Genomic DNA, 15,865 nt, shown 5'->3' on the forward strand with positions numbered 1-15,865 from the left:
GCTGGCCGGCGGTGGTGTATCGCCTGTGCGGGTGGACGGCAAGTACGTAGCCTGCTGGCGCTCGGTTCGCACCTCAAGAGGTGCTCCTACAGGTGCTTGTTGCTCAGGTTTTCGTTTCTCGTATCTCGCTTCTGGCCCGGCACGGTGCCCCCATGGCATACTCGGTGTCCCTTATCATCGATACGGATGTTATGACCGCTTCTTTGGTCCAGCCTTGCCGCATCATCCTGTCCCAGTGTCCACGCCGGGGACGTCGTCCGTATTTTCCTGATCCGCCGTTGTCTTTCTAGCTCACCCTGTTCAAGCTAACGGGCGGGTTGCCGCCCTTGTGACAATGACAACGGATTGACTATGAATCTTGCCTTTGTGGTGATGTTGCCCTTTCTGGGCGCGTTTCTGCCGCCATTGGTGGAGCGCGTAACGGGGAACCGCACCTTGCTGGCCTGCGGGGCGGCGGCGCTGCCGGCCCTGGCGCTGGCGCTGCTCTTCAACCCGGCCCGTAAGGTGTTTGCCGGGGAGACCCTGCACAGCACCTTGACCTGGATACCTTCGCTGGACCTGTCGTTGGCTTTCCGCCTGGATGGCCTGGCGTTGCTGTTTGCCATTCTGGTGCTGGGTATTGGCCTGCTGGTGATCCTCTACGCCCGCTATTACCTGTCCGCTAAAGAGAAAGCGGGGCGCTTCTACGCCTACCTGCTGCTCTTTATGGGGGCCATGCTGGGGGTGGTGACCAGCGATAACCTGTTGCTGCTGGTGGTGTTCTGGGAGCTGACCAGCCTTAGTTCCTTCCTGCTGATCGGTTTCTGGGGCCACCAGACCGGGGCCCGCAAGGGCGCGCGCATGGCGATGACGGTGACCGGCATGGGCGGCCTGGCGCTGCTGGCCGGGGTGCTGTTGATCGGTGATGTGGTGGGGTCGTTCTCACTGACCGAGGTGCTGGCCAGCGGTGACCTGATTCGCGGCAGTGAGTTGTACCCGCTGATTCTGTGTCTGGTGCTGCTGGGGGCCTTTACCAAGAGCGCCCAGTTCCCGTTCCATTTCTGGCTGCCCCATGCCATGGCGGCACCTACTCCGGTGAGTGCGTACCTGCATTCGGCGACCATGGTGAAAGCCGGGGTGTTCCTGCTGGCGCGTTTGTATCCGGCGCTGGCGGGCACCGATTTGTGGTTCGAGATTGTTACCCTGGCGGGCATGGCGACGCTGCTCTGGGGTGCGGCGGCGGCGCTGTTCCAGCACGATCTGAAAGGCCTGCTGGCGTATTCCACCATTAGCCATCTGGGCCTGATCACGCTGTTGTTCGGCCTGAACAGCCAGCTGGCGGCCGTGGCGGCGGTGTTCCATATCATTAACCATGCCACCTTCAAGGCCAGCCTTTTCATGGCCGCGGGGATTATTGATCACGAGACCGGCACCCGCGACATGCGCCGTATCAATGGCCTGTGGAAGTACATGCCCTATACGGCGGTGCTGGCCATGGTGGCGTCGGCGGCCATGGCGGGGGTGCCGTTGCTGAACGGTTTCCTGTCCAAGGAGATGTTCTTTACCGAGACCTTGCAGTCTGAGCAGCTGGGGGCCTTGAGCTGGTTGCTGCCCCTGGGGGCGACCCTGGGCGGGGTGTTCTCGGTGGCCTATTCGGCGCGCTTTATTCACGACGTGTTCTTCAACGGTGAGCCCATCAATCTGCCCAAATACCCGCCCCATGAACCGCCGCGCTATATGAAGGTGCCGGTGGAGATTCTGGTGGCGCTGTGTGTGGCGGTGGGGGTGTTCCCGGCGATCACCGTGGCCGGGCTGCTGGCGGTGGCCGCCACCGCGACCCTGGGCGGCGAGCTGCCGGAGTATCACCTGGCCATCTGGCATGGCTTTAACCTGCCGTTGGTGATGAGCTTTATTGCCTTGTTTGGTGGCATCTTTATTTATTCCCAGCGCCGCCGCTTGTTTGATCTGTACGCGCGCTTGCCCGAGGTGGACGCCAAGCTGGTGTTCGAAGGGCGCATTCAGCAGCTGGGCCGGCTGGCCAGTGCGATTACCGGGCGGCTGCAGAATGGCTCGTTGCAGAGTTATGTGGCCTGGGGTGTGACGCTGGTGGCGGTGATTCTGCTCACCCAGATGTGGCACTTGCCGGCGCTGAGCCTGGATGTGGGTATGTTGCCCATGGATGGGGTGGCGATTCTGTGTACCGCCATGCTGGTGGCGGCCGCTTTCCTGACCACCATCCTGCATCGCCACCGGATGACATCGATCATGTCGCTGAGTGTGGTGGGGCTGATGGTGTCGCTGTTATTCGTGCGCTTCTCGGCGCCGGATCTGGCGCTGACGCAATTATCGGTGGAAGTGGTGACCATGCTGCTGCTGATGCTCGCCATGTACTTCTTGCCGGTGCGTACCAAGGTTGAGTCTTCGTCGGTGCGGGTGCTGCGCGATGTGCTGCTGGCGCTTGTGGTTGGCGCTGGCGTGGCGGTGATGGCGTTCCTGGTGATGACCGGTGATACCACTACCATCAGCCAGTTCTTTATGGATAACAGCAAGTCCGGCGGCGGTGGCACCAATGTGGTCAACGTGATTCTGGTGGACTTCCGCGGCTTCGATACCTTCGGTGAGATCACCGTGCTGGGGATTGCCGCCATGGGCATTTATGCCCTGCTCAAGGATCTGAATCTGGCGTCGGCCAAATACGATTCGCTGGGGCGGCCCTGGGCAAAAGACGCCCACCCGCTGGTGCTGGTAACGATCTCCCGGCCGCTGTTGCCGCTGGCGCTGCTGATCGCGGTGTATATCTTCCTGCGTGGCCACAACCTGCCCGGCGGCGGTTTTGTGGCCGGGCTGATTACCTCGGTGGCGCTGGTGCTGCAGTACGTGGCGTCCGGGGTGGGCTGGGTGCATAGCCGCATGCCCGGGGATTATCACCCGGTGGTGGCGCTGGGTGTGTTGCTGGCCGGGCTGACCGGGGTGGGTAGCTGGGCCTTTGGGTACCCCTTCCTGACCAGCTCGTTCACCTATGTGTCACTGCCGGTGATCGGCAAATTCGAGTTGGCCACGGCCATGCTGTTCGACACCGGGGTGTTCCTCACGGTGGTGGGGTCAACGCTGCTGATGCTGGCCAATCTGGGCAAGTTGTCGTTGCTGGATGACAAGAGGGAGAACGCCTGATGGAACTGCTGGTAGCAATCATTATTGGTGTGCTGGTGGCGTCCGGAGTGTATCTGTGCCTGCGTGCGCGGACCTTCCCGGTGGTCATGGGCCTGACGCTGCTGAGTTACGGCGTGAACGTGTTTCTGTTCGCCATGGGTGGGTTGAAGATGAACCAGGTGGCGGTGGTCGGCATGAGCCCGGACCCCACTGATCCCCTGCCCCAGGCGCTGGTGCTCACGGCCATTGTGATCGGCTTTGCGATGACGGCGTTTCTGGTGGTGCTGGCGTTGCGCAGCCAGGGCGAGCTGCATAACGACCATGTGGACGGCAAGCCGGATGACGGAGGCCGTTCATGAATCACTGGATTATTGCGCCGGTTCTGATTCCGGCCCTGGCGGGCATGTTGTTGTTGCTGGAGGTGCGTGAGCGCCACCGGCTGCGGCGGATCACCGGCTTGTTGTCCTGTGCGGCGATGCTGGCGACAGCCATTTTTCTGGGCGATCAGGCCTGGGGTGGGGAAATCACCGTCTATGCGCTGGGTAACTGGCAGGCGCCGTTCGGGATTGTGTTGGTGCTGGATAAACTCAGCGCATTGATGCTGGTGCTGACTGCGGTGCTGGCCTTCCCGGCCCTGCTCTATGCCTGCTGCGGGGATGACCGCAGGGGCGCCAATTTCCATGCCCTGTTTCAGTTCCAGCTGATGGGGGTCAACGGCGCTTTCCTGACGGGCGATTTGTTCAACCTGTTTGTGTTCTTCGAGGTGTTGCTGATTGCGTCCTACGGGCTGGCACTGCACGGGCGTGGCCCGGAGCGGGTGAAAGCGGGGCTGCATTATGTGGTGCTCAACCTGGTGGGCTCGGCGCTGTTTCTGATTGCCCTGGGGTTGATCTACGGCACCACCGGCACGCTGAACATGGCGGACTTCGCGGTGAAGGCGCAGGCGCTGACGGGAACGGACGCCACCCTGTTGAGCATCGCGGTGTTGATGCTGTGGGTGGTGTTCGGCCTCAAGGCGGCCCTGTTCCCGCTGTATTTCTGGTTGCCGGCGGCCTATGCCGGGGCGACGGCCGGGGTGGCGGCCCTGTTCGCGATCATGACCAAGGTGGGCTTCTACGCCATGGTGCGGGTGTACGCCCTGGCGTTTGCCGATGGCCCCTTTGCGGGGCTGGGGCAGTCGGCCCTGTGGTGGCTGGCCCTGGTGACCCTGGCGCTGGCCTGTATCGGTGTGCTGGGTTCGAAACGGCTGGGCACGCTGGTGTCTTATCTGGTGGTGATGTCCGTGGGCACACTGGTGGCGGCGCTGGCTTTCGGTCAGCTGGAGGCACTGGGGCCGGCCCTGTATTACCTGCTGCATTCCACCCTGATTTGCGGCGGCCTGTTCCTGCTTGCGGATTTGATCGCCCGGGGCCGTGGCGAGGTGGCCGACCACTTGCAGATTGGCCCGGCGATTCTGAATGGCGGGCGGTTGTCGGTGCTGTTCTTTGTGGCGGCTATCGCTGTGGTGGGGCTGCCGCCGCTGTCCGGCTTTGTGGGCAAGGTAGCCCTGTTGCGCAGTGTGCCGGACCCGGCCTATTGGGTGTTGCTGCTGGTAGCGGGGCTGTGTGGCCTGATCGCCCTGAGCCGGGCTGGTTCCACGTTGTTCTGGCGTACCACCGGGGACGGCAGCGGCCTGCGCCCGGCGCGCCGGCATCTGGTGGCGGTGCTGTGGCTGCTGCTGTTGAGCCCGTTGATGACGGTGTATGCGGAGCCGCTGTTGCAGCTGACCACGGCGGTGGCGGACCAATTGCGCGATCCGGATCTGTATCTGTCTGCGGTGCTGGGAGGTGACGCATGAAGCTGATGTATCGGGTGTTGCCGTATCCCAGCCTGAGCCTGATTCTGTGGTTTGCCTGGATGTTGCTCAGTGGTTTCACTGCGGGCCATGCGGTGCTGGGCGCCATTCTGGCCGTGCTGTTGCCGCTGGGGACCCGGCCGTTCTGGCCGAATGTGCCGCGCATTCGTAACCTGCCGCGGCTGCTTGGTTTTGTGGTGGTGGTGCTGTACGACATCGTGGTGGCCAACGTGTCTGTGGCGATCAAGGTGCTGGGGCCGTTGCGTTCCTTGCGGCCGGGTTTTGTGGAGCTGCCGCTGGAGCTGGAGGATGACTTCGCCATCGCGCTGCTGGCCAGCACCATTTCCCTGACCCCGGGCACCGTCTCGGCGGACGTGAGCCCGGACCGCAGAACCCTGCTGGTGCATGCCCTGGATGTGGATGATGCGGCGGCGCTAGTGGCAGAGATCAAACAGCGCTATGAGCGGCCGCTGAAGGAGATTTTCGAATGCTAGACACGGCCCTTTCCATTGCCCTGGCGCTGATCACCCTGGCCTGGGTATTGAACCTGTACCGGTTGATTATCGGCCCGTCACTGCCGGACCGGGTGCTGGCACTGGATACCATGTACATCAACAGCATTGCGTTGATCGTGGTGTACGGCATCCAGGTGGACAGCAAACTCTATTTTGAAGCCGCCATGCTGATCGCACTGATCGGCTTTGTCAGCACCGTGGCCGTGGCGAAGTACGTCACCCGCGGGGATATTATTGAGTAGACGCAACATGCTGCACGCTTCACGCAACAACGCGGGACAGGTTGTGCGGGCTGGTGTCTGGGAGTTTCGCGCTGATCTGAACAGGCGCGGGTGATGCGTAACAAGAGTCAAAAGCGGGTGGTCGCGTTGTTGCGTGATGCGTGTTGCCTGTAAGCGAGGTGTTCATGGATTCTCTGATTGAGTGGCTGGTGTCGGCCAGTGTGATTATTGGTGGAGTGTTTGCGTTGGTGGGGTCCATTGGGCTGGCCCGGTTGCCGGATTTCTATACCCGGTTGCACGGCCCGACCAAGGCCACTACCCTGGGCGTGGGCGGCACGATCGTGGCGTCGCTACTGTTCTTTTCCTGGCAGGAGCGTGGGCTGCAGCTGCATGAAGTGCTGATTACCCTGTTCCTGTTCATCACCGCCCCGGTGTCGGCGCACATGCTGGCCAAGGCGGCCATGCACCGGCAGTTGAAGCGGATGAAAGGCACACGGGGAGAGCCCTGGAAGCAGTAGGAGAGCGGCGAACTTCTAGCTGCCAGGCGCATACCCATACCGTAGGAGCGTCGGTTATTCGCTACGCTCACCCTTCGGGCCGCCCTGCGGGCGTTCCTTCGCTGCGCTCGGTGGCGGCGCGATTCCCGAAAGAGACGAGTAACGAGAAGCGAGTTTCGAAAATCAAAACCCTTCACTGGAAGTCTTGGTTTTCGCTTCTCGTACCTCGAAACTGGGATTATCGCGCCGCCAGCGACGCTCCTACGGAGGGCTGTTGGGCTGGAAGGTAAAATTTGTAAAAGATAAAACCGCCTGGAACTTTCCGAAAAAAGCGGCGGTCCTATTGATAGCTACGGATTGGCACCCCCGATCCCCCAGTACCCTCGCTGATCCGTAGTTTTTTGGAGTCCCTGATTTCTCCCCCGAAATCAGGGCGGCAAGCCTCCCTGGCAGCACAGTCGTTCCCTTCCCCCAAGATTGCTGCCAGGGATTTTTTTTGCCTGACATTTCTGCCGGCTGCAGGTTATTGGGCCTGCTGGTTAAAGAGTAAGCAAGCGCTGTGCCAGTTTTATCTCCCCCGCCAATTACCTGTTAGTGATCAGCGAGATAGACGCTTTGTCCGTGCATGGGCAGGGTTTTGCCTGCCTGGGACCCGGGCGGCATATGCCGTAATGCGCCAGTTTTGTGACGCAGATCGACAGCTGAGAAGAAAAATACTTTCAGGGGCTGGAACTTTTTCGCAAAAGGCGCACTCTCACTACATAGCGACGGATTGGAACCCCCGATCCCCCAGTACCCTCACCGATCCGTCGCTGTATAACCCTGGCCTTTTCCCCCAAAGAGGCCAGGGTGGCAAGCCTCCCTGGCAGCACAGTCGTTCCCTTCCCCCAAGATTGCTGCCAGGGATTTTTTTATCCCCCGCAACATGCCAGCACGCCCCACGCGCGGCGTTGTTCTGCCTGTTGCATGAAGCGTACCGCGTGCAGCGTTTCTCTATACTTCCAGCCATTCGGCCAGTTTGTCCCAGGCTTCGTCACAGCCGGTGCCATTGGTGGCGGAGAACAGCTGCAGGGACAGCGGGGCCGGGTGATCCTTGAGCTGTTTTTTCACTTGCAGCAGGGTGGACTTGGCGGCGCCGAATTTCAGTTTGTCTGCCTTGGTCATGAGGATATGGATGGGCATGTTGGCCTGGGCCGACCATTCCAGCATCAGCAGGTCGAAATCCTTGAGTGGGTGGCGGATGTCCATCATCAGCACCAGGCCCACCAGCGCCTGGCGTTCAGACAGGTAATGGTCCAGGTGCTGTTGCCATTCATTGCGCGTGCTTTTGGCCACTTTGGCGTAGCCATAGCCGGGCAGATCCACCAGGCGGCGTTCCTCGTCCAGCTGGAAGAAGTTCAATAGCTGGGTCCGCCCCGGGGTTTTGGACGTCCGCGCCAGGGTGCGCTGGCTGGTGAGGCGGTTGATGGCGCTGGACTTGCCGGCGTTGGAGCGTCCGGCAAAAGCCACTTCCAGCCCTTCATCGGGCGGGCATTGGTCCAGGCGCTGGGCGCTCTGCAGGAACAGGGCCTGGTGGAGCATTTTTTCCATGGGGTGCAGGGGCATAGCAAAGTGCCTTTGGGTCACGTCAGGGGGCTATTCTTGCTGTCTGGCATGCGGCTGGCAATGCATAGCCGTGCGGTGGAGCAAATGAGTGCGCAGAGTATGGGCACTTTCGTCTTTTATTGCCGCTGTTTTGCTGGTGCGGGCGTGACTTGACCGGACTATACCCCTACCCTTCACATGGAATATGACGGCGCCCACCGGACTGGTATATAATCCCGGCCGCTTGCCCCTTAACGGCATATTTAGCGGTATGTTGAGGGCGGCCGACGTTCTACAACGGTTTGCCGGTAGCGGCAAACGGACTTCGCCAGCGGCGACGCCAGCATAGCAGAGGTAGCGTATGAAGGGTTTTGTAGCAGGTCTTGCAATGGTTCTGGTTACGGGGGCTGCCAGTGCAGCGACTGTAGAGGAACGTTACAACAGCAGCTGTACATTCTGTCATGCCTCCGGTGCTGCTGGAGCGCCGATTTCCCATGATGAAGCCGCCTGGAAGCCACACCTGGATAAAGGTATGGATACGCTGGTGAAACACGTCAAGGAAGGGTTCAACGCCATGCCGCCAAAAGGCATGTGCAACGACTGTAGCGACGAAGAATACCGTGCTCTGATTGAGTACATGTCCAAAAGCAAATAAGACGCTGTACTGAAGGATAGGCCATGAAGTTTTTCAAACTGTTCGTGCTGATGGCTGCTGCTGTGGCAGCCACCCAGGCCATGGCGGCCGGTGATGCTGAGGCAGGCAAAGCAAAAGCCGCCCCCTGCGCCGCGTGTCACGGTCAGGATGGTAACAAGACCCTTACCGGGACGTACCCGAAACTGGCTGGCCAGGGGGAAGAGTACCTGGTTAAGCAGCTGGAAAATTTCAAGTCCGGCACCCGTGAAAACGCCGTTATGCAAGGCCAGGTGGCCGGCATGAGCGAGCAGGACATGCAGGACGTGGCGGCCTTCTACGCCAGCCTGACCCCGGAAGCCGGGCAGGCCAGCGCTGACTGGGTGGAGCAGGGTGAAAAGCTCTACCGTGGTGGCGACATGGCCAACGGCATTCCGGCCTGTTCCGGTTGCCATGGCCCGGCGGGTCAGGGCATTGATGCGGCCAAGTACCCGCATCTGGCTGGCCAGAACGCCCAATACCTGGAAGACCAGCTGAAGGCCTTCCGTGCGGCAGGTCGTAACGATCTGGGCGACGGCATCATCAAGCGCACCAATGACTCGGATAACGATGCGCCGGGCATGATGCAGACGGTGGCGGCGAAAATGACCGATACCCAGATTAAGGCCGTAGCAAGCTTCATCTCCGGGCTGTCCAAATAGGGCGGTTGGGTTACGGTTTGTAGAAAAGGCAGCCTGCGGGCTGCCTTTTTTATGGCCAACATGAAAAGATATGGCTCTGATTGAGTGTCGATTGCACTCATCCAGGGAGAAAAATGCCGTCCGGGTTGTCTCAGTGGGCGGAAACCAACAAGAAAGGAGAGGATTGCATGTTTCGCATTGTGACGGCTTTGCTGCTGAGCCTGGGGCTGGCGACCGGAGTTGCTGCCGCTGAGGACCACACCCGTTTTGCGGTTGATACCCACTACAAGATTCTGGATGTACCGGGCACCGTGGATGACCCCAGCAAGGTGGAAGTGCGGGAATTCTTTTCCTATGCCTGCCCGCATTGCTATTCCCTGGAGCCTTCGGTTAACGCCTGGCTGAAAACCAAACCCGATTACATCAACTATGTGCGCACCCCGGTGCTGTTCCTGCGTAATGCCGAGCCGCTGGCCCGTGCCTATTACGTGGAAGAAGCCCTGGGCCTGGTAGATGAAATCCACGGTCCGCTGTTCGACGCGATCCACAAGCACCGTGAGCCCCTGTTCAATGAGCCGGCGCTGGCCAATTTCTTCCGCAAGTACGATGTGGAGCCTGCCGAGTTCAACAAGCTGTACGGTTCCTTCGGCGTGTCCACCAAGATCCGTCAGGCCGACGCGCTGACCAAGGCATACCAGATCCCCGGGGTGCCGAACTTCGTGGTGAACGGCAAGTACCTGGTGCTGCGTGAGAACCTGAAGAGCGATAAAGAGTTGTTCGCCGTGATTGAGTACCTGGCGAACAAGGAAAAGAAAGGCAGCTGATACATGCTGCTGGACCGTGCCAGACTGGCCTATCGTGACTGGAAAGCCCGCCCTGCGGGCTTTTCCTTCGCCAGGCAAGGCGTAAGAAAGACCCGCCAGACCCGGGAAGTGTTACTGCCACCGGATACCGTGAAGCTGATGAGCTTCAATATCCAGGCAGGCATCGGCAGCCAGAAATTCGGTGATTACATCACCGGTAGCTGGAAGCATCTGGTGGCGCATCCGCGCAGCGTGGAAACCATCGAGCAGATCGCCGAGGTGCTAAGCCACTTTGATGTGGTGGGGCTGCAGGAAGTGGATGGCGGCAGCCTGCGTTCGCGCAACATGAACCAGCTGGTGCACCTGGCGTCCATGGCCGATTTTCCCTTCTGGCATCAGCAGTTGAACCGTAATCTTGGCCGCCTTGGCCAGTTCAGTAATGGCTTTCTCAGCCGACACCAGCCGTTTGAAATCACCGACCACCGATTGCCCGGGTTGCCCGGTCGCGGTGCCATCGTGATCAAGTACGGCCACCCGATCCAGCCATTGGTTGTGGTCGTGGCGCACCTGGCGCTGGGTGAGAAGGTGCGCAATACCCAGTTGTCCTACCTGGCCCGCTTGTTGGCGGACTACAAGTACCTGGTGATGATGGGCGACTTCAATTGCCGCCTGACTCATCTGGATAATTCGCCGCTGGCAGCCCTGGGGTTGCAGACCGTGCAGGCGGATAACCTCAACACTTACCCCAGTTGGGCGCCGGACCGCCATATCGATCACATCCTGCTGTCGCCGGATCTGGAAAGCCGGCACACCCGTGTGCTGACCGACTGCCTGCTGTCGGATCACCTGCCCCTGGCCACGGAAATCGTCATTCCTGATGAGGTTGTCGCGGCCACCCGGGAGCATCGCCTGCCGCTGATCAGCTGAAGTCTGCAGAAGGAAGGCGAAAGGAAGGAAGAAGGGGGATCGTGGTGCTGTGATCGTTCCTCTTTCCTGCGCCAAAATGCCATGACACCGTCATCGTGACGGGGCAGGCTGTATCCATGATGAATTCCCGCGCCCTGATAATTTTTTTCCTGATATGGCTGCCCCTGCAGGTGCTGGCGGATTGCCCCCGTGTGCCCGGGCAGGAAGATGACCGGCGGGCCAATGCCGGCTGCCTGATCGTCCGTGACCAGCAGGTGTTGCTAATCACCCATCGCTGGGGCGGCAAGCTGGGGGTGCCCGGTGGGACCCTGGAGCCGGAAGAGCTGGCCCAATGCACGGCGCACCGGGAAACCCTGGAAGAAACGGGGGTGCAGGTTTTGGTGGGGGAGCGTTTGCAGGTGATGAAGAACGGCTTCCATCTCTATCGTTGCATGCCCGCCGAGCCTTTGCCGGAGGAGGTGCCGCTGTCGTTGCCGGCGGCGGCCCGCCTGGAGGTCAGTGATATCGGCTGGTACTCCCTGGCGGATTTACGCCGGGCCGACTGGCGCTTTGCGTACCAGTTTGATCTGTTTTTGAAGGTGGCCCGCCAGGCTATGCAGAGCAGCTCAGATTCACAGGGGGGCGGCGCCAGCGCCGGGCGGCAGGGGAAGTGAGCATTAACTTGGCAAGCTCGGACTGGCGCATGGTGCCGGTTTTCTGGAAGGTGCTTTTGAGCTGGGTACGCACGGTATGCACCGACAGAAAATGGCTGTCGGCAATCTGTTGTGGCGACTGGCCCTGGGCAATGCCTGCGGCGACCCGGGCTTCGGCTTCTGACAGATCAAACAGCTGCATCAGGCTGTCCAGGTCGATATCGATATCACCCAATGGGTCCTGGAAATAGACAATGGCCAGGGGGGTGGGGTGCGTATTGAAGCCGCTGGGGGCTGCATGGGGATGCATGGGGGACACCAGGCAGCGGGTTGTCAGGTGGCTGTTGAGCGGAATGGCAATGACTTCGCCGCTGCCTCGCAGGGCCGGATTGGGGTGAGTGACCTGGGCCAGTTGCTGTAAAAGCGCGCACTGTCGCCGGGAATCCAGGAAGGTCAGTCTGTGTTTTTCCAGCGCCATGTGAGGGTGCGAGGCCACCAGTTGCTCCGCCTCCTGGCTGATATACACCAGGGTGCCTTGCGCATCGAGCAGGGCAAAGGGCTGTGCCTGAATGTCCAGGGCCTGCTCCAGGGCCTGCTGCTGGTGCTTGAGCGCGCTGAATTGGGTCTGCAGCCGCACGGCACGGCGCACATGCATGACCAGGTCATTGATCTGGTCGGTTTCTTCCCGGGTGTAGTGGCCCTGATCCCGGGTGCGTTGAATCAGCAGCTGCACGGTATGGTCTTCATCCTGCCAGACGGTGCCGCACACGCCATGGTGGATATCCTGGGTGCGGGCCCAGTCATTGTAGAATTCGGTGTTGTAGAAGGCCTTTTGCCGACAGGAAAAATCGAGAAAGGTGGAGTACAGCTGGCCGGGAGGTTTGTCCTTCAATTCCGGGCGCCACGGGCAGGCGTTCACGTAGTGATCCACGTAGGCCTGGTGATCACTGTCATCAATGTTGTGCTTGATGCTGGACAGTACAGTCTGTGCCCGGCGATCAAGCACCAGCATGCGGGCAGAACGTGACCGGGTCGCGCTGACGGCTTGCGCAAGGAAACGCGGCCAGGCATCAGGAGCCTGTGGCGCCTCATACAGGGTGTCGAGCAGGTCCCCGCGCTCGTTGCCCAGCAATCCATCCAAGATTGGCTGAGTCATGAGTTGTTGTTCCCCTTGTGAATCTCTAACTTATCCGATCTCGGTCGAAAATTGAATGTAAACAAACTCGATCACAATTTCGTGAACAGGAGAAACCGGTGGAATCCACCCTGACAATCGACGATGGACAGGCTTTGCCGGTCACCGAAGCCGGTAACGGCACGCAGCCTGTGGTGTTGGTGCATGGCTGGACCTGCAACCGCAAGCACTGGCAGCCACTGCTGGATTCGGCGCCGGATGGAACGCGATTGATTGCCGTGGACCTGCCCGGCCATGGAGATGCGCGCGATGTTACCTTGCCGGCCTGGACGGTGACGGCGCAGGCACGGGCGCTGGTGGCGGCGCTGGACGGCATCGACAATCCGGTATTGGTGGGGCATTCCATGGGCGGTGCTGTCGTCCTGGAAGCGGCCCGACTCAAGCCGGTCAAAGCCGTGGTGTTGGTGGATGCCTTTGTTATTCCCTACGGGGATCTCGACGAAGACACTGCACGCCAGATTGAAACGCCTTTTCAGGAAAACTTTGCGTCCGGTATTGCCAACCTGGTTGCCAACAATGCGGGGCCGGATTTGAGTGGGCAGGCCAGGCAGAGTCTGGAGAATGATATGGCTGCGGCGCGTCAGGAGGCCATATTGCCACTGTGGTCTGACCTGTTGCGCTGGTCCCCGGAGGCGGCTTTTTCGGATATCCAATGCCCGATTCATGCAATCAACGGCGACCTTGTCGGGGATGCCGCGCGTGCGCGTTGCGCGCCCCATGTGACCGAGTGGTTGCAGCCTGGTACCTGGCATTTTCCGCAAATGGAGCAGCCAGGCATTTTTGCGCATACGCTTGCGAAGGTGTTGATGGCCTGCGGTTAAGCAGGCGTGGCTGGCCGCCACCGCATGTTTATGCACCGCTCAGGCTTGATGGGTGATGAGTGGGGCGGTGGTTGCGTTGTGCGTGTTTTCGTTATTTCGGGTCGGCATTATTTTTTATTTTCATACCCTATATGGGTGATGTGCGCTCTTGTGGCTTCGGTTTAGTTTGGTGTTCTACCAAAAAACTGGGGTGATCGGAGATATCACACATGAAGGGAACATTCAGAATTGCCGGCCTGGCAGTGGCGGTGGCCATTGCTGGTTGCGGCGGAGGTGGTGGTAGCAGTGGCGGAGGAGGATCGACGCCAGCGGCGCCCAAATCCACCGTAGCCGGTGCGGTAACCAAGGGCCCTGTCGGGGGCGCAACTCTTTACCTTTACGCCATGGACGCGGCCGGCAACAAAACCGGCGACGCGGTAGCGGGCCCGATCGTTACCGAAGCGGATGGCTCCTGGTCCGTGCAGGTGCCGGATTCTGTGCCGCGACCGCTGCTGATCGAATCCAGCGGCGGCACCTACACGGATGAAGCAACCGGTGCTGACGTCACGGCCGGTAATCTTAATTCTTTCCTGCCTGAGGGCGCACAAACCGCTGCGGTTACGCCATTGAGCGAACTGTTGGTGCGCTCCGCCCGTGAGCATCTTGCTGCCAATGCTGGCGCATCGCTGGAAGACGGCGTGAACGCCGGGCGCGATGTGCTCGATGACGTGCTGGGTGTGTCTTTTGATCCGCTGACCACGGTGCCGGCTACCAGTGGCGATGATGCGGCGGCAAAACAGTACGCTGCCGTGCTGGGGGGCTTGTCTACCCAGGCCAACAATCTGAGCGGCACAACGGACCCGTTTGAAACGGTGATTGCCCTGATCGACGATGCTTCGGATGGCGTCGTTGACGGCAAGAAAAACGGGGGCGCGATCACCATCGGGGACAATGCCGGCACCCTGCCGCCCACCAGCAGTGCGGACCTGGCTGACGCGATTAATGACTACGCCGAGGATAACGAAGAACTTGGCGTGACCAGCTTCGAGGTAACCGCCAGTGCGGGTGCCAACGGCAGCGTGTCGCCCACGTCGGTGTCCTTGCTGGGCGGGGCCAGTGCGAACTTCACGGTGACACCGGATACCGGTTACAGCATCGATGAAGTAACCGGTTGTGCCGGCTCGCTGGATGGCCAGTCGTTTACCACCAGTGCACTTGAAGGCGAGTGTGATCTGTCCGTTACCTTTTCCATCAATGAGTACACCGTCAGCACCACCAGCGTAACCGGTGGCCAGGTGATGCCGGAGGCGGCGGTGGTGGATCACGGTGATACCACCCAGTTCGAAATCGTGGCGGATGAAGGTTATGACGTTGTCAGCGTGGAAGGCTGTGACGGTTCGCTGGCAGGCACCACCTACACCACGGGAGCGATTGTCGGCGCTTGCTCCATCACGCCGGCGTTCGCGCTAAAAGAATATGCGGTAACCACCAATGTGGCGGCCGGCACCGGCAGTTTCGAGCCGGAAAGCCTGACGGTGGCGCATGGTCAGAATGGCACGCTCACGGTCACCCCGGCTTTCGGGTTCCAGGTGGATTCGGTGACGGGGGATGCCTGTGAAGTGGCTGCGTCTGCGTCGCCGGGTGAATACACCGTTGGGCCGATAACGTCAGCCTGCCAAGTGGACGCCAGCTTCAGCCTGTTGAGCTATACCGTGAACACGGCGGTGACCGGTAACGGGACGGTGTCCCCGGGTACGGTGGTGGTCGAACACGGCAGCACAACCGCGTTTGCACTGAGCCCGGATGAGGGGCATCAGGTTGCCGTGGCCAGTGGCTGTGGTGGCACACAGGATGGCACGACTTTCACTACGGCCGGTATCACCGGTGCCTGTACGGTTGCCGTGGAATTCGAACCCATTCAGTACCCGATCACCACGATTGCAGCCAATGGTTCCTTCTCTCCAGCCAACCCCATGGTCGATCACGGCCAGACCCAGGTCTTTACCGTATCTGCGGATGATGGCTATGAACTCACCGGGGTGGACGGCTGCGGTGGAACCCTGGATGGCAACACCTTCACCACGGCAACGATCACTGCAGCCTGTTCGGTAACCGCCAGCTTTGCCCAGAAGACGTACACCGTTACGGCTACGGTGCAGGGCGAAAACGGCATGATCGTCGGGCAGAACCTGGAAAACATTGTTCATGGTGAGACTCGCGAGCTGACGGTGACGCCGGATGAAGGCTTTGAAGTGAATACGATCTCCGGTTGTGGCGGCACGCTTGCGGGCAATACCTACACCACCGATGTCATCACTGAAGACTGTGCTGTGAGTGTCAGCTTTGTGGAAGACGGATCCGGCCCCACCGCCGCCGTCTGGGATCAATTTAACTGGGATCAAGCCAACTGGCAGTGA

At 60.4% G+C, this 15,865-nt stretch carries 15 protein-coding genes; 13 read left to right on the plus strand and 2 right to left on the minus strand.

Annotated elements, in window-relative coordinates:
- Positions 1-351: 351 nt before the first annotated feature.
- The 6 genes from F1529_RS01705 (at position 352) to F1529_RS01730 (ending at position 6,217) form a co-directional block, all read left to right on the plus strand.
- The gene (locus F1529_RS01705; protein WP_155131556.1) at positions 352-3,150 is read left to right on the plus strand and encodes a monovalent cation/H+ antiporter subunit A; all 2,799 of its coding nucleotides are present in this window, start codon (positions 352-354) and stop codon (positions 3,148-3,150) included.
- A complete protein-coding gene (locus F1529_RS01710) occupies positions 3,150-3,488 on the plus strand; it encodes a Na+/H+ antiporter subunit C (RefSeq protein WP_007151081.1) in 339 nt (112 codons plus the stop codon). The genes F1529_RS01705 and F1529_RS01710 overlap by 1 nt, the downstream gene beginning before the upstream one ends.
- Positions 3,485-4,966: a monovalent cation/H+ antiporter subunit D gene (locus F1529_RS01715; RefSeq protein ID WP_155131559.1), complete on the plus strand. Its 1,482-nt coding sequence runs from the start codon at positions 3,485-3,487 to the stop codon at positions 4,964-4,966. Before F1529_RS01710 ends, F1529_RS01715 begins: the two co-directional genes overlap by 4 nt.
- On the plus strand, positions 4,963-5,457 hold the full coding sequence (locus F1529_RS01720; protein ID WP_007150422.1) for a Na+/H+ antiporter subunit E: 495 nt from the start codon (positions 4,963-4,965) through the stop codon (positions 5,455-5,457). The genes F1529_RS01715 and F1529_RS01720 overlap by 4 nt, the downstream gene beginning before the upstream one ends.
- Positions 5,451-5,720, plus strand: a complete 270-nt coding sequence (locus F1529_RS01725) for a K+/H+ antiporter subunit F (protein ID WP_007148419.1) — start codon at positions 5,451-5,453, stop codon at positions 5,718-5,720. The genes F1529_RS01720 and F1529_RS01725 overlap by 7 nt, the downstream gene beginning before the upstream one ends.
- 164 nt (positions 5,721-5,884) lie before the next feature.
- Positions 5,885-6,217: a Na+/H+ antiporter subunit G gene (locus F1529_RS01730; protein ID WP_039927428.1), complete on the plus strand. Its 333-nt coding sequence runs from the start codon at positions 5,885-5,887 to the stop codon at positions 6,215-6,217.
- A 972-nt stretch (positions 6,218-7,189) separates the two neighbouring features.
- Here the strand turns inward: F1529_RS01730 and yihA are convergent.
- Complete coding sequence (gene yihA, locus F1529_RS01735) at positions 7,190-7,801, minus strand: ribosome biogenesis GTP-binding protein YihA/YsxC (RefSeq protein ID WP_155131562.1); 612 nt, start codon at positions 7,799-7,801, stop codon at positions 7,190-7,192.
- Between the two features lie 340 nt (positions 7,802-8,141).
- Between yihA and F1529_RS01740 the strand changes: the two genes are divergently transcribed.
- The 5 genes from F1529_RS01740 (at position 8,142) to F1529_RS01760 (ending at position 11,474) form a co-directional block, all read left to right on the plus strand.
- Entirely contained in the window at positions 8,142-8,435 is a 294-nt protein-coding gene (locus tag F1529_RS01740) for a cytochrome c5 family protein (RefSeq protein WP_039926665.1), read from the plus strand.
- A gap of 23 nt (positions 8,436-8,458) precedes the next feature.
- Positions 8,459-9,112 (plus strand): cytochrome c, encoded by a 654-nt coding sequence (locus tag F1529_RS01745; protein ID WP_155131565.1) that lies wholly within the window; start codon positions 8,459-8,461, stop codon positions 9,110-9,112.
- Between the two features lie 167 nt (positions 9,113-9,279).
- Positions 9,280-9,915 (plus strand): thiol:disulfide interchange protein DsbA/DsbL, encoded by a 636-nt coding sequence (locus F1529_RS01750; protein ID WP_039926666.1) that lies wholly within the window; start codon positions 9,280-9,282, stop codon positions 9,913-9,915.
- Between the two features lie 3 nt (positions 9,916-9,918).
- Entirely contained in the window at positions 9,919-10,821 is a 903-nt protein-coding gene (locus F1529_RS01755) for an endonuclease/exonuclease/phosphatase family protein (protein WP_155131568.1), read from the plus strand.
- A gap of 116 nt (positions 10,822-10,937) precedes the next feature.
- A complete protein-coding gene (locus tag F1529_RS01760) occupies positions 10,938-11,474 on the plus strand; it encodes an NUDIX hydrolase (RefSeq protein ID WP_155131571.1) in 537 nt (178 codons plus the stop codon).
- On the opposite strand, the gene F1529_RS01765 is transcribed toward F1529_RS01760, so the two are convergent.
- A complete protein-coding gene (locus F1529_RS01765; protein WP_155131574.1) occupies positions 11,413-12,609 on the minus strand; it encodes a helix-turn-helix transcriptional regulator in 1,197 nt (398 codons plus the stop codon). The two genes, F1529_RS01760 and F1529_RS01765, sit on opposite strands and share 62 nt — an antisense overlap.
- Positions 12,610-12,707: 98 nt before the next feature.
- On the opposite strand from F1529_RS01765, the gene F1529_RS01770 reads away from it, so the two are divergent.
- Together F1529_RS01770 and F1529_RS01775 are read left to right on the plus strand one after the other, a co-directional pair.
- A complete protein-coding gene (locus F1529_RS01770) occupies positions 12,708-13,469 on the plus strand; it encodes an alpha/beta fold hydrolase (RefSeq protein WP_370456931.1) in 762 nt (253 codons plus the stop codon).
- 209 nt (positions 13,470-13,678) lie between these two features.
- Positions 13,679-15,865 (plus strand): hypothetical protein, encoded by a 2,187-nt coding sequence (locus tag F1529_RS01775; RefSeq protein ID WP_155131577.1) that lies wholly within the window; start codon positions 13,679-13,681, stop codon positions 15,863-15,865.

Origin of the sequence: Alcanivorax sp. VBW004 (genome assembly GCF_009718865.1) — a bacterium.
In the GTDB taxonomy this organism is placed as follows: domain Bacteria; phylum Pseudomonadota; class Gammaproteobacteria; order Pseudomonadales; family Alcanivoracaceae; genus Alcanivorax.

Bases quoted from the DNA above. Each gene is read 5' to 3' on its own strand.
- F1529_RS01705 (WP_155131556.1), top strand. From the start codon at position 352: ATGAATCTTGCCTTTGTGGTGATGTTGCCCTTTCTGGGCGCGTTTCTG.
- F1529_RS01710 (WP_007151081.1), top strand. From the start codon at position 3,150: ATGGAACTGCTGGTAGCAATCATTATTGGTGTGCTGGTGGCGTCCGGA.
- F1529_RS01715 (WP_155131559.1), top strand. From the start codon at position 3,485: ATGAATCACTGGATTATTGCGCCGGTTCTGATTCCGGCCCTGGCGGGC.
- F1529_RS01720 (WP_007150422.1), top strand. From the start codon at position 4,963: ATGAAGCTGATGTATCGGGTGTTGCCGTATCCCAGCCTGAGCCTGATT.
- F1529_RS01725 (WP_007148419.1), top strand. From the start codon at position 5,451: ATGCTAGACACGGCCCTTTCCATTGCCCTGGCGCTGATCACCCTGGCC.
- F1529_RS01730 (WP_039927428.1), top strand. From the start codon at position 5,885: ATGGATTCTCTGATTGAGTGGCTGGTGTCGGCCAGTGTGATTATTGGT.
- yihA (WP_155131562.1), bottom strand. From the start codon at position 7,801: ATGCCCCTGCACCCCATGGAAAAAATGCTCCACCAGGCCCTGTTCCTG.
- F1529_RS01740 (WP_039926665.1), top strand. From the start codon at position 8,142: ATGAAGGGTTTTGTAGCAGGTCTTGCAATGGTTCTGGTTACGGGGGCT.
- F1529_RS01745 (WP_155131565.1), top strand. From the start codon at position 8,459: ATGAAGTTTTTCAAACTGTTCGTGCTGATGGCTGCTGCTGTGGCAGCC.
- F1529_RS01750 (WP_039926666.1), top strand. From the start codon at position 9,280: ATGTTTCGCATTGTGACGGCTTTGCTGCTGAGCCTGGGGCTGGCGACC.
- F1529_RS01755 (WP_155131568.1), top strand. From the start codon at position 9,919: ATGCTGCTGGACCGTGCCAGACTGGCCTATCGTGACTGGAAAGCCCGC.
- F1529_RS01760 (WP_155131571.1), top strand. From the start codon at position 10,938: ATGATGAATTCCCGCGCCCTGATAATTTTTTTCCTGATATGGCTGCCC.
- F1529_RS01765 (WP_155131574.1), bottom strand. From the start codon at position 12,609: ATGACTCAGCCAATCTTGGATGGATTGCTGGGCAACGAGCGCGGGGAC.
- F1529_RS01775 (WP_155131577.1), top strand. From the start codon at position 13,679: ATGAAGGGAACATTCAGAATTGCCGGCCTGGCAGTGGCGGTGGCCATT.